At 72.0% G+C, this 24,601-nt stretch carries 15 protein-coding genes; 2 read left to right on the forward strand and 13 right to left on the reverse strand.

Annotated features, from left to right (window positions below):
• Positions 1-16: 16 nt before the first annotated feature.
• The 6 genes from ACIGO6_RS25050 to ACIGO6_RS25075 all read right to left on the reverse strand — a co-directional run bounded on the left by ACIGO6_RS25050 (position 17) and on the right by ACIGO6_RS25075 (position 5,796).
• The gene (locus ACIGO6_RS25050) at positions 17-958 is read right to left on the reverse strand and encodes an MBL fold metallo-hydrolase (protein WP_399879689.1); all 942 of its coding nucleotides are present in this window, start codon (positions 956-958) and stop codon (positions 17-19) included.
• Between the two features lie 36 nt (positions 959-994).
• Positions 995-1,918 (reverse strand): alpha/beta hydrolase, encoded by a 924-nt coding sequence (locus ACIGO6_RS25055; RefSeq protein WP_399879691.1) that lies wholly within the window; start codon positions 1,916-1,918, stop codon positions 995-997.
• 4 nt (positions 1,919-1,922) lie between these two features.
• Positions 1,923-3,038 carry an FAD-dependent oxidoreductase gene (locus ACIGO6_RS25060; protein WP_399879693.1) on the reverse strand — a complete coding sequence of 372 codons (1,116 nt, stop codon included), beginning with the start codon at positions 3,036-3,038 and terminating at the stop codon, positions 1,923-1,925.
• A 12-nt stretch (positions 3,039-3,050) separates the two neighbouring features.
• A complete protein-coding gene (locus ACIGO6_RS25065; protein WP_399879695.1) occupies positions 3,051-4,004 on the reverse strand; it encodes a phosphotriesterase in 954 nt (317 codons plus the stop codon).
• A gap of 50 nt (positions 4,005-4,054) precedes the next feature.
• A complete protein-coding gene (locus ACIGO6_RS25070) occupies positions 4,055-5,029 on the reverse strand; it encodes a phosphotriesterase (RefSeq protein WP_399879697.1) in 975 nt (324 codons plus the stop codon).
• Between the two features lie 158 nt (positions 5,030-5,187).
• The gene (locus tag ACIGO6_RS25075) at positions 5,188-5,796 is read right to left on the reverse strand and encodes a TetR/AcrR family transcriptional regulator (RefSeq protein ID WP_399879699.1); all 609 of its coding nucleotides are present in this window, start codon (positions 5,794-5,796) and stop codon (positions 5,188-5,190) included.
• Positions 5,797-5,969: 173 nt separating this feature from the next.
• On the opposite strand from ACIGO6_RS25075, the gene ACIGO6_RS25080 reads away from it, so the two are divergent.
• Positions 5,970-6,362, forward strand: a complete 393-nt coding sequence (locus ACIGO6_RS25080) for a PGPGW domain-containing protein (protein WP_399879701.1) — start codon at positions 5,970-5,972, stop codon at positions 6,360-6,362.
• Positions 6,363-6,429: 67 nt separating this feature from the next.
• Here the strand turns inward: ACIGO6_RS25080 and ACIGO6_RS25085 are convergent, their stop codons facing one another.
• Positions 6,430-6,507, reverse strand: a complete 78-nt coding sequence (locus ACIGO6_RS25085; protein WP_372486533.1) for a 50S ribosomal protein bL37 — start codon at positions 6,505-6,507, stop codon at positions 6,430-6,432.
• 139 nt (positions 6,508-6,646) lie between these two features.
• Positions 6,647-6,868: an MbtH family protein gene (locus ACIGO6_RS25090; RefSeq protein ID WP_399879703.1), complete on the reverse strand. Its 222-nt coding sequence runs from the start codon at positions 6,866-6,868 to the stop codon at positions 6,647-6,649.
• A gap of 102 nt (positions 6,869-6,970) precedes the next feature.
• On the opposite strand from ACIGO6_RS25090, the gene ACIGO6_RS25095 reads away from it, so the two are divergent.
• Positions 6,971-8,074 carry an alpha/beta hydrolase-fold protein gene (locus ACIGO6_RS25095; protein WP_399879705.1) on the forward strand — a complete coding sequence of 368 codons (1,104 nt, stop codon included), beginning with the start codon at positions 6,971-6,973 and terminating at the stop codon, positions 8,072-8,074.
• Between the two features lie 32 nt (positions 8,075-8,106).
• Here ACIGO6_RS25095 and ACIGO6_RS25100 read toward each other — a convergent pair whose 3' ends face one another.
• The 5 genes from ACIGO6_RS25100 to ACIGO6_RS25120 all read right to left on the reverse strand — a co-directional run bounded on the left by ACIGO6_RS25100 (position 8,107) and on the right by ACIGO6_RS25120 (position 24,583).
• Positions 8,107-9,807, reverse strand: a complete 1,701-nt coding sequence (locus tag ACIGO6_RS25100) for an ABC transporter transmembrane domain-containing protein (RefSeq protein ID WP_399879706.1) — start codon at positions 9,805-9,807, stop codon at positions 8,107-8,109.
• A complete protein-coding gene (locus tag ACIGO6_RS25105) occupies positions 9,794-20,725 on the reverse strand; it encodes an amino acid adenylation domain-containing protein (RefSeq protein WP_399879707.1) in 10,932 nt (3,643 codons plus the stop codon). The genes ACIGO6_RS25100 and ACIGO6_RS25105 overlap by 14 nt, the downstream gene beginning before the upstream one ends.
• 55 nt (positions 20,726-20,780) lie before the next feature.
• Positions 20,781-22,568, reverse strand: a complete 1,788-nt coding sequence (locus ACIGO6_RS25110) for an ABC transporter ATP-binding protein (protein WP_399879709.1) — start codon at positions 22,566-22,568, stop codon at positions 20,781-20,783.
• Positions 22,565-23,632 (reverse strand): iron-siderophore ABC transporter substrate-binding protein, encoded by a 1,068-nt coding sequence (locus ACIGO6_RS25115; RefSeq protein WP_399879711.1) that lies wholly within the window; start codon positions 23,630-23,632, stop codon positions 22,565-22,567. Before ACIGO6_RS25115 ends, ACIGO6_RS25110 begins: the two co-directional genes overlap by 4 nt.
• A gap of 111 nt (positions 23,633-23,743) precedes the next feature.
• The gene (locus tag ACIGO6_RS25120) at positions 23,744-24,583 is read right to left on the reverse strand and encodes an ABC transporter ATP-binding protein (RefSeq protein ID WP_399879713.1); all 840 of its coding nucleotides are present in this window, start codon (positions 24,581-24,583) and stop codon (positions 23,744-23,746) included.
• Between the last annotated feature and the right edge of the window lie 18 nt (positions 24,584-24,601).

Raw genomic sequence — 24,601 nt, forward strand, 5'->3', positions numbered from 1 at the left:
GTGCGAAGCTCCTGTGTCACGAGTTCTGATCGAGGTACGCGCGATAGCCGTGCATCGAGGTGAAGAACGGCGAGGGCTCGAGCGTGGGGTCGCCGGTGTAACCGAGCTCTTCGGCGACGCGGGCGAACGGGGAGTACGGCGACTCGGTCTCCTGCGGGCCGATCTCCAGGCAGCGGCGGGCGGCCGCGGTGACGCGTCCCTCGACGGCGAGGCTCTGGGCGAGGGCCTCCTGGGCCTGCTCGGCGTCGAGTTCGACGCCGTAGGGTGTGCCGTCCGCGCGGCGGTACGGGTGTCCGAGGTACAGGTGCCGCGGACGGATCTCGTCGCGCAGGTACTCCAGGCCGGCGCGGTAGGCGACCGGGTCCGTGTAGCCGGGGAAGCCGTTCGCGGCCCCGTGGGCCTGCACGGCGTCACCGACGAACACCGAGCGTTGGCCGTCGACGACGTAGGCGACCGAGCCGGGCGTGTGGCCCGGGATCGCGTGCACCGAGACGGTGACGTCGCCGCCGAGGGAAAGGGTCTCGCCGCCCCTGACCGTCAGGGTGGGTTCCATCTCGCCGGAGATGACGGCCTGTGCGGCGGCCGTCACCTTCGCCTCGCCCTCGGGATCGCCCAGGTACCGGCCCCGTCCCGCGCGGTACTCCTCGACATGGGCCCGCCGGGAGCGGAGCATCGGTGCGTCGGCCTCGTGGATCACCACCTGGGCGCGCCGGCCGGTGAGCTCCCACAGGGCGTGCGCCCCGCCGACGTGGTCGATGTGGCCGTGGGTCAGCAGGATCCAGCGCACGTCCTCGACGCGGCGCCCGATCGCCGCCAGGGCGGGAGCCATCCCTTCGGCGGGCGAGGAGGCGATCCCGGTGTCGACGATCGCCGGCTCGGGTGCGTCGATGAAGAAGCTGTAGAGACCGAACCGGCCCCACGGCGAGACCAAGGGGTGAATGCTGACTGCGTGCGTCATGGCCTTCTTTCCGAACTCGTACGCGGGTCGGCCCGGTCAGCGCCGGCTGAGGAAGTCGCGCGTCTGCGCGAAGACCCTGTGGTACTCCGGGATCCAGGAGAAGTGCTGGACGAATCCGTGGCCCGCGCCCTCGTACCGGCTCACCGTCACCGCCACGCCGGCCTCCCTCAACCGCCGTCCGTAGAGCTCGCCCTCGTCGCGCATCGGGTCGTACTCCGCGGTGACGACGAGGGCCGGCGGCAGCCCGGTGAGGTCCGCCCGCTTGACCGGCGAGACGAGCGGGTCCGCGGGATCGGCACCGCTGTCGAGGTAGAAGGCGTTGAACGGTTTCAGGCCCGCCGTCTCCAGGCCGTAGCCCACGGCGTTCTCCCGCAGCGAGGGATAGCGGTCGACGTCGAAGTCCAGGTCGAGCGAGGGATAGTAGAGGATCTGGTGGGTGATCCGGCGGAAGCCGTCGTCGTACGCCCTGGCCGCGACGGCGGCCGCGAAGGTGCCGCCGGAGCTGTCACCGGCGACGGCGAGGGTCGTGCCGTCCCAGCCCAGGCTCTCGCCCTCCTCGGCGGCCCACCGCACCACGGCGTAGCAGTCGTCGAGACCGGCGGGGAAGGCGGCCTCGGGTGCCAGACGGTAGCCGACGGAGAGGACCTTGAGCCCGGTCTCCTTCGCCAGGGAGCGTGCGACGTGGTCGTGGGTCTCCAGGCTGCCGAGGAAGAAGGCGCCGCCGTGGAAGTAGACCAGGACGCCGTGGCGGTCGGCCTCGTCCGGGGTGTAGATCCGCACCGGTACGTCGCCCGACGCCGTGTGCGCGGTCACGTCGTCGACCGCGTGCAGGGGCAGACGCTCTTCGGGCGGGGCCACGTGCGCCTCGTCTGCGGCGCGCATGGCGACCGGGTCGAGTGGGCCCTCGGGCGGGGTCGGCAGGCCGGCGAGGAACGTGGCGATCTCGGGATGCAGTGGCATGCTGTCACTCCTGTCCGGCAACGGTGGCGGGCTTCTGACCGGGGAAGACGTCACTGATCTCGTCCTCGGTCCACCCCTGGCGCGAGATGCGCTGCAACTCGTCGGTGACCGGTTTGCGCCTGGCCTGGAACAGGACCAGCGCCTCCTGGAGGGAGTCCGCCTCGCGCAGGGCGTCGGCGAGCGCGCCGCCGTCCTCGATGGCCGAGTTGGCGCCCTGGCCCTGGTGGTGCAGCATCGAGTGGGCCGCGTCGCCCACGAGGACGACGGAGTCCGTGTGCCAGGTGTCGACCGGGTCGATGTCGTAGACCGCGCGGACGTTCACGGTGTCCATGTCGAGGTCGCGGGTGATGCTCACGAGGCGCTCGTCGAAGCCGTCCACCGTGATGAGGAGATCGTCCTTGGTGACCTCGGGCGTCCAGGTGGCGTCCGGGCACAGGGCGGTGATGTCGAACGACACCTGGTCGCGGTGGCGCAGCGGCAGCAGGTACACCTTCGTGCCCCGGCCGATGTACATGCGGAGGTTGTCGTCGGTGACCATGCCGTGGGCGGCGTCGACGGGTATGACGGCGCGGTAGGCGTGCTCACCGGAGAACACCGGGCCCTTGTCGCCGAACAGTTCCCGGCGCACCACCGACTTGATGCCGTCGGCACCGACGACGAGGTCGGCCTCGACGGTCTTGCCGCCCGCGAAGGTGAGGACCGGGCGGTCACCCGTGTCCCGCACGCTCTCCAGCCTGTGTCCGAGGTGCACCATGCCCTCGGGGAGCACGCCCAGCAGCGCCTCGATGAAGTCGCCGCGGTGGATCAGATGGGTGTGGGTCTGGTCGCCGGACGGCGGCCACGTCTCCTGCATGATCGGTTCACCGGTGGCGGTGAGGATCTCGAAGTACTCGCTCGGCGAGCTCACCTTCGCGATCGCGTCGAAGATGCCCCACTGCCGGAACCGGTTCATGGTGGACGGGCGCAGGCCGATACCGGCTCCGACCTCGCGGATCCGGTGGGCCTGCTCGTAGACGGTGACGTCAACACCGAGCAGGCTCAGGGCCTTGGCCGCCGCCGCGCCGCCGTATCCCGCCCCGACGACGGCGATCTTCAGATTCTTCAGGTCTGAGAGGTGCATGGAGGGTTCTCGCTATTTCTGGAGGGTGAGGAACGCGGCCGGGTTGTCGACGAAGATCGTCTTGATCGCGGCCTCGTCGAGACCGGCGGCGCGGAGGTCCGGGATGAGGTCCTCGAAGATGTAGTTGACGGTGTGGCCCTTCACGCCCGGCCAGCCCAGCGGGCTGCAGTTGGCGTCGGCGGAGGCGAGGACCTGCGTCAGCCGGCCTTCGCCGATGAAGCGGAGGAAGTGGTCCAGCCGTTCCTTGCGGGGGCGGGCCCAGAACGGCGGGTCCGGCAGCTCGGTCTCGTAGCCGAAGGTGTCGAAGCCGATGCGGCCGCCCTGCTCCGCGATCCAGATGTCGCGTGTCTTGTCGGCGTTGACGCCGTCGTCGACGTGCCCGAACAGGACGCGGTGCAGGGGCAGTCCCTCCTGCTCGAAGATCGCGATCGCGTTCTCGGCGTCGATGGCGAGGTGGGTCAGGATCGGCACGCCCGTGGTGAGCGCGGCGCGGGCCGCGGCCCGGTAGATGCGCTTGTCCAGCTCCGTCATGCGGCCGCCTCGGCTCACCCCGACCTTGATGACCCCGGCGAGGCCGCCGGTGTCGCCGATGCCGACGGTGATCTCGTGGACGAACTGCCGCATCAGGTAGTCCACATCGGCGTTCGCGAAGTGCGGCAGGGCGGTGTCGCCGCCGACGAAGCCGGTGCAGGCGACGATGTGGACGCCGGTCTTCGCGGACAGCGACTTGTAGTAGTCGACGTCACGGCCGTTGCAGATGCCGGTCGCGTCGACGAACGTGCCGCCGCCGTACTCGTGGAACCTGCGGAGCTTCGGGACGGTCTCCTCGTACCGCTGCTCGGGGGTCTTCCACCACTTCGTGTCCAGCTCGGAGCCGGGCATGCCGTAGCCGATGTGCTCGTGGACGGCCACGAGGCCGAGCTCCTCGGTGGGGACCGGCCCCAGGACGGTATTGACTCGTGACACAGAACTCACCTTTGAGGGAAAGGACTTGACGGTTGTTCGCGTCGGCGCGCTCAGCGCACCGACAGCAGGTCGCGCGGGTTCTCCACGAGAATCCGCCGCGTGTCCTCGTCGCTGGGGCCCTGTGCCTTCAGGAGCGGGACGAAGCTGGTCAGGACGTGGCTGTACGGCAGGTCGTTGCCGGGGTGGCCCTTCGCGACACCGGTGGCGCTGCTCGAGAGCAGGATCCGGTGGCCGAAGCCGGCCCGCACGAGGTCGGCGACGAGGGCGGCGCGCTCGGCGTCGGTGATGTGTGCCTCGTCCGCCCCGCCCACGTGGTCGAGTGCGACGTAGGCACCCCGGCGGGCGATCTCGAGGGGCGCGCCGACGGCCACGGCATCCTTGCGGTCGAGCCCGCCGACGACGACACGGTCGGCCGGGAGCTGCTCGTCCAGGACGACGTCGAGGTCGTGGACGGCGTCGTTGCCGTAGCGCAGGGAGACCGCGACGCCGGTGCGCAGGGCGGTCCGGGCCGCACCGCGGAAGAGGCTCTCGTCGGTCGCGGTCATGCCCGCGCGGGTCGCCGTGGTGGCCACCAGGCCGGCCGCGCCGCGGCGCTCCACGCGGGGGACCACCATGCCCTCGGTGACCTCCTTGGTGAAGAGGTCGGCGAACTTGTCGGCCGGCCAGGGCGTCGGCGGGTTGGTCTGGGGCGTGAGGAAGTAGCCGCCGAGCAGCTCCTCCGGGCCCTGCCCCGTCGAGGCGACGACGTGCACGCCGGTCGTGCGGGAGAGGGCCTCGTACAGCCGGACGTCCCGGCCGTGGAACATGCCGGTGCTGTCGACCACCGTGCCGCCGCCGTGGGTGCGGAAGTCCGTCAGCTTCGCGGCGAGGACCTCGAAGATCTCCGCGCGGTCGATGGTGACGTCGAAGGCGTACTCCGCGCCCGGCACCACCGACAGCAGCGCCTCGTGGACGGAGACGACGCCCAGCTCGTCGGCCGGCACCGGGCCGAGGACGGTGTTCACGGTGTTGCTCTTGAGGCTCATGCCCCGCAGATTAGCCATTCGCTTTACATAGCGTCAACGAAATGAACGGCTTGAAAAAATATTGCTCGCTGCGTCTACCTCTCAAAACACGACTCCCCGGCCGTCACACACGGACGGCCGGGGAGTCGGCGGGATTCTGCGCTGCGCGCCAGGTCAGGTCAGGTCAGCAGACCGACCCAGCTGGCGCTCAGCTCTTCGAGCATCTGGTCCCGGGTGAGCCTCCAGTCGGCGCGGTCCCAGTTCTGGGCGACGTAGTCGAGCTGGGCCATGGCGAGCACACCCCGGAAGTGACGCTGATGGGGCTCGAAGCGGCCGGCCTGTGCCAGCCCGTCCTCGATGTCACTGATGGCCTCCCCCATCCATCGCTCGACCAGGTCGGTGAGCTCCGGATCGATCACCGCGGCATCGCGCCCGAGACGGATGATCGGCCGGATCGCCGGCCAGCTGTCGATGGTCCGCCGCAGCCATGCCGTGATCGCCTCCGGCGTCCCCTCGGCGACGGTGGCTACGAGGTCCTGGGCCGTGGAGCCGTGCTCGGGAGAGCGGACGCGCTGGAGCGCCTCATTGAGCTGCTCGTCGATGAGCGCCTTCATCAGTTCACTGCGGGAGGGGAAGTACGCGTAGAAGGTCACCCGCGTGGTGCCCGCCGCGGTCGCGATGTCGTCGACCTTGGTGGCGGCGTACCCCTTCGCCTTGAAGAGCTCGAGTCCGGCCTCCAGCAGCAGCCGGCGCGTCATCCGCTTCTGTGCCTCACGAAGGTTCGCCATGTCCGGATCGTATCCCGGCACTGCTCGCCGAACGTACACGCCGACTTCAGGGGATACACGCCGAGCACATCATTGACGCACCGTAAAGCGATGTCCAGAAGCAGGCGTGGGTACCCGCGAGGCGTTCCGCGCCGACAGCCGGGGCGGACGGTGAGTGGGCGGAGGGGGCACGAGTGCGCGGGAAGAAGTCGGTCGGCCGGGTGGTCGCGCTGGTGGCCGGTACGGCGCTGCTACTGGTCGGTGCCGCGCTCCTGGTCCTGCCCGGGCCGGGGCTGCTCCTCGTACTGGCCGGCCTGCTGGTCCTCTCCGGACAGTTCCCCGCACTCGCCCGGTACGTCGATCCCGTGCGGGACCGGGCGATGCGCGCGGCCGAGGAGAGCGTGTCGTCGCCGTGGCGCGTCGCGGCGTCTCTTCTCACCGCCGCCGCCCTTCTGGCCGCGGGCGTCGTCTGGGCGGTGGTGCCGGGCCCGCCCTTCGGGGGCTGGGCCACGGCCTCCGGGCTGATCGTCTCCGGCTTCGTCCTCCTCGCCCTGCTCGCGTGGAGCCGGCGGAACCGCGGAAGGTGACCGCGCGGACGGGTGGCGGGTGGGCGGAACGATTCCCGAACCACCCACCCGGCGCGTCGGTGGGCCCTCAGCTCTGCGGACGGCGTCCGTGGTTGGCGCCGTTCTTGCGGCGGGCCTTCTTCTTGCGACGTCGCTTCGAGGACATCGACACCTCCTTGCTTGTCAGGTTCCCTACACTGTGCACCGGATGGTCACCTCCGGTGATCACAGAGCCCCTTTCCCGTCGACGCGACGGCAAACACCCGGCGCAGTCGCAAACGGGTGGTTCACGTCACGGACCGGCGTCACCGCTGCGCGGCGTCCATGGACTCGGCGAGGGAACGGGGGCGCAGGTCGGTCCAGTTGGCCTCGACGTACTCCAGGCAGGCGTCGCGGGTGTTCTCCTCGAAGGCGATCGTCCACCCCCCGGGCACCTCCGCGAAGGACGGCCAGAGCGAGTGCTGGCCCTCGTCGTTGACGAGGACGAGGAAACGGCCGTCGGCGTCGTCGAAGGGGTTGGTGCTCATACGCGGTGCCTCCTGGGGAATTAGGTTAGGCTCGCCTAATCACAACTGAGCTTAGTCTTCTCGCTTTCCGTTCCACAAGGAGACGTCGACAAGGAGACGTTGATGAGGTTGACGGGGGAAGACGCCTTCGCCGCGTTCGGGCTCCCCGGGACGCCCGGCACCGATGCCTTCTGGGCGACGGCGAGGACACCCGCGTCGATACCCGACGGCGACGGTTGGGCGACCCTGTTCCTGCGGCGCGGGTCCGGGGCGGCGAGCATCGGATTCGAGAGCTGGTCGGAGCCGGTACCCCTGCGCCGATGGGGCGACACGGACTGCTGGTACGCCGAGGTGCGGATGCCCGCGCGGCTGCGGGTGACGTACCAGTTCCTGGCGGGCGACGCGGCGTACGCCGACCCGCTCAACCCGGTCGGTGCGGGCGGTGAGCGGTCCGTCGCCGCCACCCCGGACGCCCCGGCGCAGCCGCACTGGCCCGCGGTCGGTGCCGACGGGGTCCTGCCCCTCCCCCGCGCCCGGATCCGCTGGAACAGTGAACGGCTCGGCGGGCGTCGGACCGTGCGGCTGCATCCGTCGGGCGGCGGCGGGCCGCTGGTCCTGCTCCTCGACGGGGACGACTGGCTGTACCTGCACCCGGCCATGACCGCATTCGACTCGGCCGTCGCCGGCGGCGAGATGCCCCCGGTCACCCTCCTCTTCCTTCCGGCCAGGGACAGGGCCGAGGAGAGGGAGGCCGAGTTCGCGTGCAGGCCCGCGCTGTGGCAGGCGGTCCGGGACGAACTGCTGCCGCTGGTGGCGGAGTCCGGCGTACCCGCCGACCGGGAACGGCTGGTGGTCGCCGGCCAGAGCCTCGGCGGGCTGAGCGCGGTGTACGCGGCACTGGAGTTCCCGGGCCTGGTCTCCCGTGTGGCCTGCCAGTCGGCGTCGTTCTGGTGGACGCCGGACGCCGGTGACCGGGCGGATCCGCTAGGCGGACCGGTCGGCGGCGCCGTCGCCGCGCGCCTGCGGGGGCGCCCCGACCTCACCGGCCTGCGGATCGCGTTCGACGTGGGGGAACACGAGACACGGATGCTGCCGCACTGCGCGTCGGTGGAGACGCTGGCCGCGCAGTCGGGTGCGACCGTGCGGGTCTCGCGTTCGGCCTCGGGGCACGACCGCGCGGGCTGGCGGCACGCCCTGCTCCGGGATGTCGCCTGGGCGCTTGCCTGACCGGCCGTCACCCTCCGTACCGGCGCATTCGGTCATCGGGTCACGGCCAGGCAGTAGGCCTCGTCGGTGGCGAGGAGGTTGCGGTGGGTGTCGTCGGCGGTGATGACGCCATCGTCCAGGACCAGGACCCGGTCGGCGGCGTCGAGGAGGGCGGGGCTGCTGGTGATCACGACGGTGGTGCGGCCCCGGCGCAGCTTCGCGACGCCCCGTGCGACGAGTTGTTCGGTGACCGCGTCGACGGCCGTCGTCGGGTCGCGCAGGACGAGGACGTCGGCGTCGGCGGCCAGTGCGCGGGCCAGGGACAGCCGTTGACGCTGGCCTCCGGACAGGTTCGCGCCACGGTCGCGGACGGCGTAGTCGAGTCCCTCCGGGTGGAGGGCGACGACGTCGGTCAGCATGGACGCCTCGACGGCTTCGGGAACCGTCCGACTGGTTCCCGACGGGTCGATGTTCGAACGGAGGGTGCCCGCGAAGATCTCCCCGTCGTACGGGTTCACCAGCATGTGCTCACGGACCGCTTCGACGGACAGGTCCGCGAGGTCCTGACCGCCGACCCGCACCGCCCCCTCGTACGCGTCCGGCGGGACGTGCACGGCCAGGATCGACGCGAGGTCGGCCGCCGCGCGCGGCTGGTAGGCGGCGACCGCCACCAACTCGCCGGCGGACACCCGGAACCGCACCTTGCGCAGGGCTCCGTAGCGGACGCAGTCGAGCTCCAGGTCGGTGCCGGGGGCCGGCCGGCCCTGCCCGGGGGCCGTCACGGGCGGCGCGGCCAGCACCAGCGCCATCCGCTCGGCCGACGCGCGCGCGATCATGACGTACTTGGGCATCTCCGAGAACAGCTTGAGCGGTTCCATGATGAACTGCGCGAGCCCCACGGCCATGACGAGTTCCCCGACGGTGATGCGTCCGTCGAACGCCAGCCGGCCCGCCGTGAGGGTCACGGCGGCGGCGAGCACCGCGTTGAGGGCCAGGGCGGTACCCGCGTACGCGCCGTTCACCCTGGCGACGGTGATCGACTGGTGCTTCGCCTCCGTGCTGACCTTCCGGTAGGACCGGAACGCCGCGTGGTTGCCGCCGAAGCCGTGCAGCGGGCGCAGGCCGATGATCAGATCGGCGACCTTCGCGCCCGCCCGGGCCACCCGGGCCTGCTGTTCGCGGGTACTGGAGCCGATCCGTTTGGACATCACGCTCAGGATCGACAGGATCGCGACGGTCCCCACGATCACCAGCAGGCCGAGCCGGACGTCGGCCAGGCCCAGTGCGAGCGCCGCGATCACCACCGCGACCAGTGAGCTGATCAGCAGGGGCACCACCTCGATGATGTCGGCGGTCTGGTCCGCGTCCTCCGTGGCGATGGTCAGCACCTCGCCGGACCTGAGGTCGACGTCCCTGGCCACCGGCTGGAGGCCGCAGGCCGCGACCCGCACCCGCCAGCGGTGCGCCTCGGTCGTGTTGGCCTTCTGCAGGATCCGCATCCCGAACCGCCACGACAGCGACACCGTCGTGATGATCACGGCCAACGCGCCGACCGACAGGCCGAGCGAGACGGGGCTCCGGTCCTGCATGGTGTGCTCGACGATCAGGCCGAGCGCGATGGGGAACGCGGTCTCACCGGCCTGGTAGAGGCCCATGAGGACGGTGCCCGAGGCCATGGCGCCGACGTTGCGCCGCAGGGCGGTACGGAGGATGTCGGACCCCGGGCGGGGCCGCTGCGTGTCAGGAGTGGTCATCGAGGTGGCGGGCAATCGCTTCCGGGGTGCGCAGGGTGAACAGATCGCGGATCGTGATCACAGGACCGTACTCCCGGCGGAGCAGCCCGGTCAGCCGAACCGCCAGCATGGAGTGTCCGCCGAGGGACACGAAGTCGCTCACCGCGCTCACCTCGTCGTCGTCCAGGTCCAGTGCCTCGGCGAAGAACGCGCACACCACGGTCTCGGTCCCGGATTCCGGGCCCCGCTCCCCCGCCGTGCTCAGGGCACCCAGGGGTTTGGCCTCGGGCAGCGCCTTGGTGTCGGCCTTCCCGTTCACCGTCAGCGGGATGCCGTCGACCTGGGCGTAGTGCGTCGGGCGCAGGAAGTCCGGCAGCCCGGCGCCCACTTCGGCGGCGACCGACGCCAGGTCCGCGCCGTCCAGCACGAGGTAGGCGGCCAGCCGGTGCGCCCCGTCCACCTGCGGGTCGGGCTGGGCGACCGCGGCCACGAACCGCACCGCCGGGTGCGCCGCGAACGCGGCCTCCACCTCACCCGGTTCGACCCGGTGCCCCCGGATCTTGACCTGCTGGTCGGTGCGGCCGAGGTACATCAGGTTCCCGTCGGGCCGTCGGAGCACCATGTCGCCGGTGCGGTACATGCGCTCGCCGGGTGGGCCGAACGGGCAGGCGACGAAGCGGTGAGCGGTCTGGCCGGGCTGTCCGAGATAGCCCCGCGCCATGCCGATGCCCGACACGTACAACTCCCCCGGCACTCCGTCGGGCAGGGGCCGCAGCCACGGATCGAGCACGTACACGTCCGTGTTGTCGATCGGGACGCCCACCACCGGGTCCTGGCACTCGAAGGTGCCGACGCCGAGGGTGTTGATGGTGTACTCGGTGGGTCCGTAGAGGTTGTACCCGGCCGTCCCCTCGGTCGCGGCGAGGCGCTGCCACAGCGTGGGGGTGACGGCCTCGCCGCCGAGCAGCACCAGTGCGGGCCGCCGTGCCGGGTCGTCGAGCAGGCCTTCGGCCACCAGTTGCTGTGCGTAGGTCGGGGTCACGTTGACGACGTCGATGCCGTGTGCGAGGCAGTACGCGACCAGTCGGGGCGCGTCCCGGCGCAGTTCCTCGTCGCAGATGTGCACCTCGTGGCCGTCGGCGAGCCACAGCAGCTCCTCCCACGACATGTCGAACGCGAACGACACGGTGTGCGCGATCCGGAAGACCCGGTGGCCGTGCTCGGCCAGTACCGGTTCGAAGATGCGGCGCCGGTGGTTGAGCAGCATGTTGGTGAGCCCGGCGTACTCGGTCACCACGCCCTTGGGCTTCCCGGTGGAGCCCGAGGTGTGGATCGTGTACGCGGGATGCCTCAGCCGGTGCGGGTCGTCCGGCGCGAACGTGACGAACGGCTCGGCCGGGGGCAGGGGGCGGTCCAGCTCGATCAGGTCCCCGGTCAGTCGGGGCGACACCTCGCTCACGGTGAGGATCACGTCCGGGCGGGCGTCCGCGACGATGGCGGCGATCCGTTCGTCCGGGTGGTCCAGCTCCAGCGGCACGTACGCGGCGCCCACGCGCAGTACGGCGAACAGCGCCACGATCGAGTCGAGGGAGCGCGGGATCGCGAGGCCCACGGTCTTCTCGGGGCCGATGCCGCGCCGGGCGAGCACCCCCGCCACCGCACGGCTGCGGTCCCGGAGCCCGGCGAAGGTCGTGGTCGAGCCGTGGGCGACGAGCGCCACCCGCTGCGGGTCGCGGTCCGCCGCCCGGTCGAACCGGTCGACGACCGTGTCCGTGCCGATGTCCGTCCGTGCGGTGGGTTCGGCGGCACGTCCCGGGCCCGGCAGCGCGCCGAGCGGGCCCTCCCACCGGGCGAGGTCGTCGAGCAGGCCCACGTAGGCGTCGAGAAGACGACGGGCGTGGGCGGTGTCGTCGTCGCGGTACTCCAGCTTGACCGTGAGCCGGTCGCCGGGCGTGACGACCCAGGTGAACGGGTAGTGCGTGGAGTCCTCCGCCTGCACCGAGGTGATGCCGTGCCTGGCGTTCATCTCGGCGAACGCGTCCAGGTCCAGGAAGTTCTGGAGCACGAACAGGGTGTCGAAGAGGGTGCCGTGCCCGCCGGCCCGCTGGATCTCGCCGAGCCCGAGGTGCTCGTGCTCCATCGCCTCGACCCGGGCCGCCTGCACGGCCGTCAGATACGCGCGGACCGTGTCGTACGGCCGTGCCCGCGTCCACATGGGCACCGTGTTGAGCAGCACGCCGACCATGCCGGACAGCCCCTCGCCCTCCCGGCCGGAGACGGTCACGCCGAACACGGCGTCGGCGCGGCCCGTGCGGGCGCCCAGCAGGAGGCCGAACGCGCCGGTCAGCACCGAGTTGAGGGTGACGCCGTGCCTGCCGGCCGCTTCCCTCAGCCGTTGCGACCGTTCGGCGGACAGCGTGTGCACGAGCGCGCGCGGCAGGTCGTCCGAGAGGGCCGGCGCCGGTCCGGCGAGCAGCGTGGGGCCCGGGAGGCCGGCCAGGTGCTCCGCCCAGAAGCGTTCCGACCCGGCGGGGTCCCTGGCGGCGAGCGCCCGGGCGTGGTCCTCGAAGCCCGGCGTGGCCGGGGCCGGGGCCGGTGGTTCGCCCGCGAGGACGGCGCTGTAGGCGTCGAACAGGTCCCTCAGCACGATCTCGCGCGACCAGCCGTCCCACAGCAGCAGGTGGTAGCTCAGCAGCAGGCCGTCGCCCTCGCCCGGCAGACGCACCACGGTCAGCCGGACCAAGGGTGGCCGGGCCGGGTCGAATCCAGTGGCGCGGTCCCCGGCGCGCAGGGCGTCGACCTCGGCGGCCGTCGCCGCTTCCACGGTGCGGACGTCGGCCCGTCGGCCCGCCGCGAGGACCTGGACCGGGTTTCCGTCGTCGTCGGTGGTGAAGCCGGCACCGACGACGGGGTGACGCGCCATCACGTACGCCATCGCCTCGGCCAGCGCGTCGGTGTCCAGGCGCCGGTCGAAGGTGAACCAGCTCTGCGCGACGTAGTGTCCGGCCGAGCCCGCCATCTGGGCCTGGAAGTACAGGCCCCGCTGGAGGGGGGTGACCGGTGCCGTGCGCTCGGCCGTCGCGGCGGCGTCCGCGAGGCGTTCCAGGGCGCGCCGCCAGTGTTCGGTGAGCTCGTCGGGGATGCCCTCGGCGAGGGTGAAGGCCGCGTGCAGGCTGCCGGTGGCCGCGTCGGTCCACGCGTTGACCTCGACGGCGTACGGGCTGCCCTGGTCGCCGCCGGTGAGGCGTGGCGCGTGGGACTCGCCGCCCCGGCCGAGGTAGTTGAACAGCACCTGGGGGCGCGCGTTCAGCAGCGGGGCCGTCTGCGGATCGAGATACCTGAGCCGGCCGTAGGCGACGTGCGCGCGCTCGTCCGGCCGGCGTGCGGCGACCTCGCGCGCCGCCGCGACGGGGTCGGTGTGCGCGGTGAGCCGTACGGGCGCGACGGCGGTGAACCAGCCGACCGTGCGGGTGTAGTCGTGGTGCTCGAGGGCCGGGACCCGGCCGTGCCGCTCCAGGTCGATCGCGAGGTCGGTGGGCGACGGCTGGATGTGTGTCAGCGCGGCCCGCAGTGCACCGCACAGCAGTTCGGTGAGGCCGACGCCGAGGGCGGTGGGGGCGCCGAGGGTCACGCGGTCGCTCACCTCGGGGGCGAGCACGACCGTGGCCTCGCGCGGCGCCTCGACCGCGGGCAGCAGTGCGGGGGCCCGGAGCGTGGTGAGCCAGTGGTCCAGGTCGTCGGTGGCGAGGGGGGAACGGGCCGTGAGTGCTTCGGCGTACTCGGCGTAGGAGGTGGTCGGCGGTGGCAGGGGCGCTCCGCGCATCGCGGTGGCCAGGTCGTCCAGCAGGATCAGCCAGGACACCGCGTCGACGGCGAGGTGGTGCACGGTGACCACCAGGGTCCGGCTGGTCTCCAGCCACGTGAACGCGATGACGTCCCCGGACTCGGGGTCGAGCCGTCCGGCGGCCTCGTCGGCCACCGTCGTGGCGTCGGTGGCGTCCGTCCGGGCGACGGTGACCTCGCGGGCGGGTTCGGTGCGCAGTGACCACACCCCGTGGTCGACGTGCAGCCGCAGGCGGAGGGCCGGGTGCGCGGCCACGACGGCGTGCGCGGCGCGCTCCGCGTCGGCGTGGCCGGTGCCCTCGGGTGCGGCCAGCGTCCTGGCCTGTGCGAAACGGGCGAGTGAGCCGCCCAGTTCCCGCTGGCGCAGGATGATCGGCGTCGGCGGCAACGGGCCGTCCTCGGGGCGGGCGGGCGTGGGGCCCGGGGGCTGCGGTGTGTTCGTCTCCAGGTGTGCGGCGAGCGCGCGCGGTGTCCTGAGCAGGAACACGTCCCGTGGCGTGATCGGCAGGCCGAGCGCCCTGGCGCGGTTGACGACGGTGATGGCGACGATGCTGTCGCCTCCGGCGGTGAAGAAGTCGGTGTCGGGGTCTTTGGGGGAGCCGGGGAGCGTGTCGGCGAAGATGCCGACGAGAACGGCGACAGCGGAGTTGTCGTCCGGGAGTGCGTAGTGGCCGGTCTCGTCCCGCGACGGAGCCGCAGACCGACGCTGCGCCGCGCGCTCGGTCAGGGTGTCGCGGTCCAGTTTGCCGTTGACCGTCAGGGGCAGGGCGTCGATGGGCAGTACCCGGCTGGGCACCATGTGGGCGGGCAGCTTCGCGGACAGGAGGGCGGTGAGGTCGCCGGGCGCGCGGCCGACGACGTGGGCGACCAGGTGGTCGGCGCTGTCCGCGACGGTGACGGCCGCGTCGACCACGCCGTCGAGCTCCCTGAGCGCGGACTCGACCTCGCCGAGCTCGATGCGGAAGCCCTTGAGCTGGACCTGGTCGTCGGCGCGGCCCACGAACTGCAGCTCGCCGTCGAGCGTGCGGCGGGCTAGGTCGCCCGTGTGGTACATGCGGGAGCCGTCGCCCGCGAACGGGTCCGCCACGAACCGGCCCGCGGTGAGCCCCGGCCTGCGCAGATAGCCGAGCGACACCTGGTCGCCGGCGACGTAGACGGCGCCGACGCGGCCCGGCGGCACCGGCCGGAGCCGGTCGTCGAGCAGGTGGGTGACGAGGCCGGGGAGGGGACGGCCGATGGGACTGACGTCGTTGCCGAGGCCGAAGTCCTCGTCGGTCAGCACCCGGTGGGTGACGTGGACGGTGGTCTCGGTGATGCCGTACATGTTGACCAGTTCGGGAGCACCGGTGCCGTACCGCTCGACCCAGTCGCGCAGCCGTCCGAGGTCCAGCGCCTCGCCCCCGAAGATGATCCGGCGCAGGGTGGTGACCGGCTCGGCGGCCTGTCGGTCGGCCTCGATGAACCGGTGGAACGCCGACGGCGTCTGGTTGAGCACGGTCACCCCGTGCTCGCGGACCAGCCGGTGGAAGTCCACCGGGGAGCGGGTCAGTCCGTACTCCGGCACGAGCAGTTCACCGCCGTGCGCCAGCGCGCCCCACAGTTCCCAGACCGCGAAGTCGAAGGAGAAGGAGTGGAACTGGACCCACACGTCGTGGGGTCCGAAGTCCATGTCCGGCCGGGTGTTCGCGAGCAGGGTGACCACACTGGAGTGCGGGACGACCACGCCCTTGGGCCTGCCGGTCGATCCGGAGGTGTAGATCACGTACGCGGGGTCGTGCGGGCCGGCCTCCGGCCCGGGGTCGGTGGTGGCCGGCGGGGGTTGCGCTCCCTGTACGAGCACCCGGGCCGGCACGCCCGTTCGGGCCAGCAGTCGTGCGAAGCGGTCGCGCTGCTCGGGAGCGACGAGGACGACCTGCGGCGCGGCGTCGGTGAGGACGTACGCAAGCCGTTCGTCCGGGTACGCGAGGTCCAGCGGCACATAGGCGCCGCCCGCGCCGATGACGGCGACCAGGGCGACGACCTGTTCGACGGAGCGCGGGACGGCGACGGCGACCCGCCGGCCCGGACCGACGCCGGCGGCGTGCAGGACGGACGCCAACTCGGTCTTCGCCTCCGCCAGTTCTCCGTACGTCAGCGACCTCGTACTGCCGTCCAGGTCGCACTGGGTGACGGCGGTGGCGTCCGGGGCACGGTGCGCGGCGGCGTCGAAGAGGCCGCCCAAGGTCGTCGGAGTGACCGGACCGACCGGTGCCCGGCGCGGGGTGCCCGACGAGAGGGCCAGGTCGTCCACGAGCGTGTCCGGCCGGGTGAGCAGGCCGGTGAGGGTGCGGGTGAAGGTGCGCAGGATCTCCTGGGCGCTCGTCTCCCGCAGCAGGTCGCCGTCGTAGATCAGGTTGAAGCGTGGACGGCCGTCGGTCGTGCGCTCCACCACCAGGGTCAACGGGTAGTGCGGGGCGCCCTCGTTCACGACGCGGGTGATGACCAGCGTGTCGCCGGGCCTGCGCAGGTCGGCCACGTCGGTCGCCACGTCGAACACCACCAGGGTGTCGAACAGCGAGCCGACGCCGGCTTGGCGGCCGATCCTCGCGAGCGACACGTGCTGGTGGGCCAGCACCGCGCTCTGGTGCTCCCGCACCGAGGCGAGCAGGTCGGCCGCGGTGCTGGTGCCGGTCCAACGGGCCCGCACGGGGATCGTGTTGATGAACAGACCGACCATGTCCTCGATGCCGGGCACATCGGCGTCGCGTCCGGACACCGTGGAGCCGAACACCACGTCCTTGCCGTGCAGGATGCCGCCCAGGGTCACCGCCCAGGCGCTGTGCACGGCCACGCTCAGCGGCACGCCGGCCGACCGGGCGGCCGCGTCGATGTCGTCCCCCGGTACCGCGGCGGTGTCGGCGAACCGGTCGGAGGGGGTGTGCCCCTCGGCGACCAGCGAGGGGCCGGGCAGGTCAACGAGCTGGTCGCGCCACACCCGGTCGCTCGCCTCGTCGTCGTGCTCGGCGAGCCGACGCACGTAGTCGCGGAAGCCGCCGAGCGGACGCACCGTCCCCGGCGCGTGGTACTCGGCCAGCAGGGTGCGGAGCATCGACGGCACCGACCAGCCGTCGGCGACGATGTGGTGCACGGTCTGCACCAGGACGTGCCGGCCGGAGCCCGCGCGGATGAGCGTGTAGCGCATCAGCGGGCCGGTGGCCAGGTCGAAGCCGGCGCGGCGGTCCCGTTCGGCGTGGTCGCGTATCTCGTCGTCGGTGATGCCGGGGCGGTCCAGCGTGGTGAAGGGGGCCCGCGCACCGCCGTCGAGGACGGAGACCACGCGGCCGTCGTCGAGGGACACGAACCGGGCGGCCAGGTTCGGGTACAGCGTGAGCAGGCGGGTGGCCGCGGCGGCGAGCCGGTCGGGGTCCACCTCGCCCTCCAACGTGAGCAGTTGCTGCTCGACGTAGCTGCCCGTGGAGTCGTCGTCGTAGACCGAGTGGAAGTACAGGCCCTCCTGCAGCGGGGTCAGCGGCAGGATGTCGCGCAGGCCGGGGCCGTCCAGGCGGTCCACGTCGGCCTGGGTGAGCGGCACCAGGGCGAAGTCGCTGGGAGAGTGGCCGCCCCGGTCGAGCGCGGCCAGCCCGGTCAGGGCTTCCTGGAAGTAGGCGCCGAGCGTGGTGATGTCCTCGTCGGTGAACATTCCGTCGGGCCAGGAGAGGGTGGTCGCCAGCTCGTGGCCGCCACTCGGGCCGGGCTCGGCGATCGCGTTGAACTCCAGGGCGCGGGGCAGGCGCATCCTCGGGTCGCGTCGCTCGCCCAACTGGCCCGTGGGGCCGGCCGGTCGCCAGTCACCGGGGCCGCCCGCCTCGAAGCGGCCCAGGTAGTTGAAGAGCACCTGGGGCGCGGGCGTGTCGAACGCGGTGTGGGTCAGGTGGCGCAGGGCGCCGTAGGAGACGCCGTGGTCCGGCACCCGGGCGAGGTCCTCCTTGACCCGTTTGAGCGCGGCGGTCAGGTAGTCGGGGGCGGTGGGGTCGGCGGCCGTGCCGGGGTCCACGGTCACCGGGAAGAGAGTGGTGAACCAGCCCACCGTCCGGGACAGTTCCGGCTCGAAGCCGGCCGACCCCGCGACGAACTGCCCCTCGCGGCCGTGGCCTTCGAGTTCGATGTGGGCGAACGTCTGGTCCTGGCCGAGGTCGCGGCGCCACCGGGCGAGGGCGACGGCGAGCGCGGTCAGCAGCACGTCGTTGACGCCCGCGTGGAACTTGGCGGGTGTCTCACCCAGCAGTGCGGCCGTGATCCCGGGGCCGACGGAGACGGTCCGTACCCGCTCCCGTGCGACGGTGTCGGCCTCGGTCAGCGCGCGCCTGCCCACCGGCCGGTCCGCTCCCGGCAGGGGGCGCCGGAAGTAGGTGCTGTCCGCGTCGAACGCGGCGCGCTCCAGCAGCTGTGTCCAGCGCCGGAACGAGGTGTCCACCGGGGGCAGTTCGACCGGCTCGCCCGCCGTGATCTGCCGCCACGCCGTCGTCAGGTCCTCCCGCAGGATCCGCCAGGACACGCCGTCGATCACCACGTGGTGGACGACGACGACCAGCTGCCGGGCCGCACGGCGCCAGACGGCGCGCAGCATCACGCCGCCCACCGGGTCGAGCCCGTCGGTGGCGAGGGCGACGCACTCGTCGAGGGGCCGGTCGCTCTGTTGCCATCGCGCGACGGCCCGGTCCGCCTCGGGGATGTCGAAGCTCCACCGGTCGCCGCGCACCAGCCTGGCGCGGAGCATGTCGTGCCGCCGGACGACGGCGGTGAGGATCTCGTCGAGGGCGTCGGCGGTCAGGCCTGCCGGGGTGTTCAGGGTCACCGACTGCACGAAGCCGTCGATGGCGTCCGTGGTCTCGCCGAGCCACTGCACGATCGGCGAGCCGACCACGGGGCCGGTCGCGACGTCGCGGTGGTCCACCGTGGAGACGTCCTCCCGGCTCGCCACCGCGGCCAGCGCTCCCAGGGTGCTGTGGGTGAAGATCTGCCGTGCGGTGACGTGGAGACCCGCGTCGCGCAGCGCGCTCAGCAGCGAGATGGCGAGGATGCTGTCTCCGCCGAGCTGGAAGAAGTCCTGGTCGGCGCCGACCTCGTCCAGGTGCAGCAGCGCCGCGACCGCCGCGCACACCGCGCGCTCGTTCTCGGTGGCCGGCGCCGCGAGCGGGCCCGCCCCGGTCGCGGGCTCCGGCAGCGCGTTCCGGTCGAGCTTGCCGTTGGCGGTGAGCGGGAACTCCGACAGCACGACGATGTGGGCGGGCACCATGTACTCCACCATGTGCGCGCCGGCCCAGGCCTTGACGTCGTCCGCCCTCAGGTCCTCGTGGCCGGCGGCCGGGATCACGTATCCGACCAGGTAGGTGCCGCCGGCGGCGTTCTTCTTGGCGACGACGCAGGTGTGCCGTACCGCGGGGTGTTCGGCGAGGCCGGCCTCGACGTCCTCGATCTCCAGCCGCATGCCGCGGATCTTGATCTGGTTGTCGGCCCGGCCGAGGAAGTCGAGCGAGCCGTCGGGGGCGAACCGCGCGAGGTCTCCGGTCCGGTAGAGCCGGGATCCGTCCGGGGCGAACGGGTTGGCCACGAACCGGGACGCCGTCAGGCCGGGCGCGCCCACGTACCCGCGGCCCAGGAGGAAGCCGCCCACGTACAGTTCTCCGCCGACGCCGACGGGGACCGGGCGCAGTTCGGCGTCCAGGACGTACAACTGGGTGTTGGGGTTGGCCTTGCCGATCGACGTCGACAGGCGTTCCGCCGCGCCCCGGTAGATGACGTGGGAGACCCCGATCGTCGTCTCGGCGGGGCCGTAGCCGTGGTACAGGGGGATGTCGAGCCGGGTGCGGAAGCGGTCGTACAGCTCCGGGGTGAGCAACTCGCCGCCGCACCACACGTGGCGCAGGCTGTCCAGCCGCCCCGACCCGCCCGCGATCTCCAGCAGCACGTCCAGCATGGACGACACGAGGTAGGTGAAGGTGACGCGCTGCTCGGCGATCACGCTCAGCAGGTGGTGCGGGTCGCGTTCGCCGCCGGGCCGCAGGACCACGAGCCGTCCGCCGGACACCAGGGGCAGGAAGATCTCGTTGACGGAGATGTCGAAGGAGAGCGGCGCCTTGAACAGGGAGGCGTCGTCGTGGCCGAAGCCCAGGATCTCGTGGACCTGCCACAGCAGGCGTTCGCTGATCGCCTCGTGCCGGATCATCGCGCCCTTGGGCCGCCCGGTCGAACCGGACGTGAAGATCACGTAGGCCAGGGCGTTGCCGGGGACGGCGACGTCCGGCGCTTCCACGGGGTGGGAACCGAACGCCCAGTCACCGAGGTCGACGGGCACGGCTTCGGGTTCGTCCGCGGGGGGTTCGCCCGAGGCGTTGAGCTGGACCACGACGCGGGCGTCCTCGATGACGACGGCCCTGCGCTCGGCGGGCCAGTGCGGGTCGAGCGGCACGAACGCGCATCCTGCCCGGAGGACGCCGAGCAGTCCGATCACCATGTCGGCGGAGCGTTCCAGGGAGATGCCGACGACGTGTTCGGCGGTGAGCCCGCGTTCGCGTAAGTGGTGCGCCAGCTGGGCGGACCTCTCGGCCGCCTGGCGGTAGGTCAGGGACCGGTGCTCGTCGACGACGGCGACGGCGTCCGGCCTGGCCCGTGCCTGCTCGCGGAACATCTCCACGACGGTGGGGCGGACCCGTTCGGCCCCGGTGTCGTTCCACGCGGCCAGCTCCTCCCGCCGCGCCGCCGGGCTGGACGGCCCGATGGTGCCGATGGGCCGGTCCGGGAAGTCGGCGAGGTCGTCCAGTGCGAGCTGCGCGTCGTCCGGCACGACGCCGTCCGGCAGGGAGATGCTCCGGCCGTCCGCGCCGATCCGCCAACCGCCGCTGTCACGCCCGCCGTTGTGGACCCAGCCGAGGATGTCGGCGAACAGGGTGCCGGGGGTGAGATCGATGCCGTCGGGGCTGCGGCCCGTCGCCCAGTACGACAGCGAGAGGGCGCAGGCTTCGGCGATGGTCCGGTCGGAGAAGTCGCCGGTGCGCCGGCGGATGTCGGTCAGGTGCCTGGGAGAAAGCATGACGTGACGAGCGCTCGGTTGCATCATCGAAGACTCAACGCCCTTCCAAGGATGAAGGCAGGCTAACCTAACTTAGGCATACCTAACTACCCTCTCGCCAGGCTCGCCACAGTCGCGCGTACCGCCCGCCCAGCGCCACCAGCTCCGCGTGCGTTCCCTGTTCCACCACGCGCCCCGCGTCCAGCACGGCGATCCGGTCCGCCGCCATCGCCTGGGTGAGGCGGTGCGCCACGAACAACGTGGTCCGGCCCGCGCACGCGGCCAGCACGGCCCGCTCCAGCTCGGCGGCGCCCTCGCTGCCCGCCTCGGCGGTCGACTCGTCGAGCACCACCACGGGAGCGCGGCCCAGCACCAGCCGCGTCAGGGCGATCTGGGCGACCTTGGTGACGTCGAGGCGTTCACCGCCCTCACCCACCATGGTGTCGAGCCCTTCCGGCAGTCCGTCGACCCAGCCGCCGGCGCCGACCGTGCGCAGCGCGTCCAGGAGCTCGGCGTCGGTCGCTTCCGGCGCGGCCAGCCGCAGGTCGTCGGCGAGCGGACCGGAGAACACGTGCGTCTCCTGCGTCAGGATGCTCACCAGGGCCCGCGCGCCGGCCTCGTCCACCGTGGCGAGATCGGTCGGCCCGATGCGCACCGAACCGGACTGCGGGGTCCCGATGCCCGCGACCAGCGCGGCCAGGGTCGTCTTGCCGGCACCCGTCGCCCCCACCAGGGCGAGCGAACCGCCGGCCGGGATCGTCAGGTCGACGTCCCTGAGGACCGGCTCCTCGGTGCCGGGATAGCGGAACGTCAGCCTCTCCACCGTCACCGGGTACGCCACCGCGTCCGCCGGCGCGACGGACGTGTCGCCCACCAGCCGGTCCGCCGCGTCCTCCCCCAGCACCCCGACCAGCCGGGTCAGGCTGGCGCCCGACTTCTGCGCCTCGTCGAAGGTGAACATGATGGCGCCCAGCGGGGTGAACAGCCGGTGGAACAGCAGCGGCGCCGCCGACACCTCGCCCAGGCTGGCGGCGTCGGCCTCCAGCAGGGCGTACCCCACCACGATGATCAGGGTCAGTCCGATGAACTCGGCGCGGTTCTCCCGGCCGACGAACCGGCCGAAGAACCGGAACACCTCGATGCCGAGGTCGCGCACCCGCCACGACTCCCGGGTGACCTTCTCGCGGAAGGCGTCCTCGAGGCGGTACGCCCGGACCGTGTCGATGCCGTTCAGACCGCTGATCAGCGCCTGTGCGCGGTCGGCCTGGGCCACCCGCTGCCGCTGGTAGAGCGGGGCGGAGCGGGGCAGGTACCAGCGCAGGGCCAGCGCGTACGCGGGCAGCGCGCCGGCGCCCGCCAGACCGAGCCGCCAGTCCAGCCCGAACATGCCGACCGTGGCGATGGCGACCAGCACGCCCGCCGAGAACACGGTGGGCACGGCGTTCCGGATGCCCTTGGACAGCACCGCCACGTCGTCACCGACCCGGGACAGCACGTCCCCCCGGCCGACCTGCTCGACGCGCGCGCTCGGCATCCCGAGCACCGCCCGGACGGCGTCTTCCCGCAGTCGCGCGAGCAGATCCGCGCCGAGCCGTCCGATCAGATAGGCCGACGCCGCGGTGGCCGCCGCGCCGAGCAGCGCGGCGGCCACCATCAGGGCACCGATGGTGACCAGGACCGAGCGCGACTCGCCCCCGACCACCGCGTCGACCACCCGGCCGAGCAGGAGCACCGGCACCACCTGGAGCGCCGCCCCGGCCACCGTGGTGAGCGCGGTGGCGGCCGTCAGCCAGGGCACCTCACGGCAGTGCGCCGCGACCCATCGGGTGGCCTCGCCCCCGCTCGCCGTACGCAGGGTCGCCGGGGCGACGCGTGTGGCGGTGCCGCTCACCCCTGCCCGACCGACTTGACGAGCTCGTCGACCGCGTACGGCATGGAGAGCAGGGTGCCCTGGGAGATGGCCGCGCCGACCGCCGGGCCCTCGCTGTCCAGCAGGTACGACACTTTGCCGTTCTTCACGGCGTCCAGGTTGGTGAACAGCTTGAACTTCTTCAGCGCGTCCTGGTCCGCCTTGTCGTTGATGACGAAGATGCGGTCGACGTCGACCAGGTCGACGCGCTCCGGCGAGAGCGTGGTGTAGAAGTTGCCGTCCGCGATCTTGTCGATCTCCGTCTGGTACGTGAACCCGATGCCGGTCACCAGCCGTCCGCGTACGTCGGTGGAGGTGAACGGCGCGACCGAGTCCTTGTACCAGGACAACGCGACGGCCCTCTGGCCGCCGAACTCGGGGTGCGCCTTCTTGGCGGCGTCGAGCTTGCCCTGGACGTCCGCCACCATCTTCTCGCCCTCCTCGGCCTTGCCGAGCGCCTTGGCGATGTGGAGCGCGTTGTCCTGCCAGGGGGCGCTGAAGGGCTCCTTCTCGGCCTTGGTCCGGCCCACCGTCGGCGCGATCTTGGAGAGCTTGTCGTAGGCGGCCTGGTCGATCTCGGAGTAGACCGCGATGATCAGGTCGGGGCGCAGGGCGGCGATCTTCTCGTAGTTGGGACCGGAGTCACCGTTCTTCATGACGACCTCGGGCCGGGCGTCGCCCCACTTGTCCTTCACCCAGGGCCACTGGGTGTTGATGTCGGGGGTCTTGCCCGCCGGGTTCGGGTACTGGTCGACCATGCCGACCGGCTTGATGCCGAACGCCAGGACGGTCTGGTCGTCGGTGTAGCCCACGGAGACGACCCGCTGGGGAGCCTCGGCGACCTTCGTGGTGCCGAACGCGTGCTCCACGGTGACGGGGAACGCGCCGGCGTCCGCGGCCGGGCTGCCGTCGCCCGCCTTGTCCGCCGAGTCGGAGTCGGAGTCGGAACCGCATCCTGCGAGGAGGCCGACGCCGAGTGCCGCGGCGGACAGTGCCGCCGCCAGTCGCCGCCGGGTCTTCGTACGCGTGGTGCTGAGGAGGAGCATCCGGGCATCCCTTGCTTTCGCACTGTCCACTGCGCCCCCTTGTCAGGGCAGCAAACCCTACCGCGGACGAATGAGGTTAGCCTAGCCTAATCATCTCAACGCCCGGCGGGATCAGTCGAGTTGAACGTGAGTGCGACCGATCGGCACGATGAGCGGTCGTCGGCCCACCGGATCCTCGATCACCTCGGCACGCAGTCCGAACGCCTCGTCCAGCAACTCGGCGGTGATCACGTCACGCGGGTGGCCCTGGGCCAGGACCCTCCCGTCCCTCATCACCACGAGGTTGTCGCTGTAGCGCGTGGCCAGGTTGAGGTCGTGCAGCACCATGACCACGGTGCACCCCGACTCGTGCAGGTCGTCCACCAGGTCGAGCACGTCGATCGCGTGCGCCAGGTCCAGGTACGTGGTCGGTTCGTCCAGCAGCAGCAGGTCGGTGCCCTGGGCGAGGGTCATCGAGATCCAGACGCGCTGCCGCTGGCCGCCGGACAGCGCGTCGACCGGGCGGTCGGCGAGGTCGGACACCCCGGTCATGGCCAGCGCGCGCTCCACGACGGCGGCGTCGTCCGACGACCACTGCCGCAGCCAGCTCTGGTGCGGATGGCGGCCCCTGGCGACCAGGTCGGACACCGTCAGTCCTTCCGGCGCGACCGGCGCCTGGGGCAGCAGACCGAGCTTCTTGGCCACGTCCCGGGTCCTGAGCCGGCCGATGTCCTCGCCGTCCAGCACGACCGTCCCCTTGGCCGGCTTGAGCAGCCGCGACAGCGTCCGCAGCAGGGTCGACTTCCCGCAGCCGTTGGGGCCGATGATCGTGGTGATCAACCCGGGCGGGATCGCCACGTCGAGATCGTCGATGACGGTCCGGGCGCCGTACCCGACCGTGACACCCCGGGCCGCCAGCCGTGAGGCGCCGTCAACTCCGGTCTCCATGCCGGTGATGGACTGAACGACCACAAGGCCCCCCTCGTTTAG

This window comes from Streptomyces sp. NPDC053750 (genome assembly GCF_044544295.1).
GTDB lineage: Bacteria > Actinomycetota > Actinomycetes > Streptomycetales > Streptomycetaceae > Streptomyces.

Bases quoted from the DNA above. Each gene is read 5' to 3' on its own strand.
- ACIGO6_RS25050 (WP_399879689.1), bottom strand. From the start codon at position 958: ATGACGCACGCAGTCAGCATTCACCCCTTGGTCTCGCCGTGGGGCCGG.
- ACIGO6_RS25055 (WP_399879691.1), bottom strand. From the start codon at position 1,918: ATGCCACTGCATCCCGAGATCGCCACGTTCCTCGCCGGCCTGCCGACC.
- ACIGO6_RS25060 (WP_399879693.1), bottom strand. From the start codon at position 3,038: ATGCACCTCTCAGACCTGAAGAATCTGAAGATCGCCGTCGTCGGGGCG.
- ACIGO6_RS25070 (WP_399879697.1), bottom strand. From the start codon at position 5,029: ATGAGCCTCAAGAGCAACACCGTGAACACCGTCCTCGGCCCGGTGCCG.
- ACIGO6_RS25075 (WP_399879699.1), bottom strand. From the start codon at position 5,796: ATGGCGAACCTTCGTGAGGCACAGAAGCGGATGACGCGCCGGCTGCTG.
- ACIGO6_RS25085 (WP_372486533.1), bottom strand. From the start codon at position 6,507: ATGTCCTCGAAGCGACGTCGCAAGAAGAAGGCCCGCCGCAAGAACGGC.
- ACIGO6_RS25090 (WP_399879703.1), bottom strand. From the start codon at position 6,868: ATGAGCACCAACCCCTTCGACGACGCCGACGGCCGTTTCCTCGTCCTC.
- ACIGO6_RS25095 (WP_399879705.1), top strand. From the start codon at position 6,971: ATGAGGTTGACGGGGGAAGACGCCTTCGCCGCGTTCGGGCTCCCCGGG.
- ACIGO6_RS25100 (WP_399879706.1), bottom strand. From the start codon at position 9,807: ATGACCACTCCTGACACGCAGCGGCCCCGCCCGGGGTCCGACATCCTC.
- ACIGO6_RS25105 (WP_399879707.1), bottom strand. From the start codon at position 20,725: ATGATGCAACCGAGCGCTCGTCACGTCATGCTTTCTCCCAGGCACCTG.
- ACIGO6_RS25115 (WP_399879711.1), bottom strand. From the start codon at position 23,632: ATGCTCCTCCTCAGCACCACGCGTACGAAGACCCGGCGGCGACTGGCG.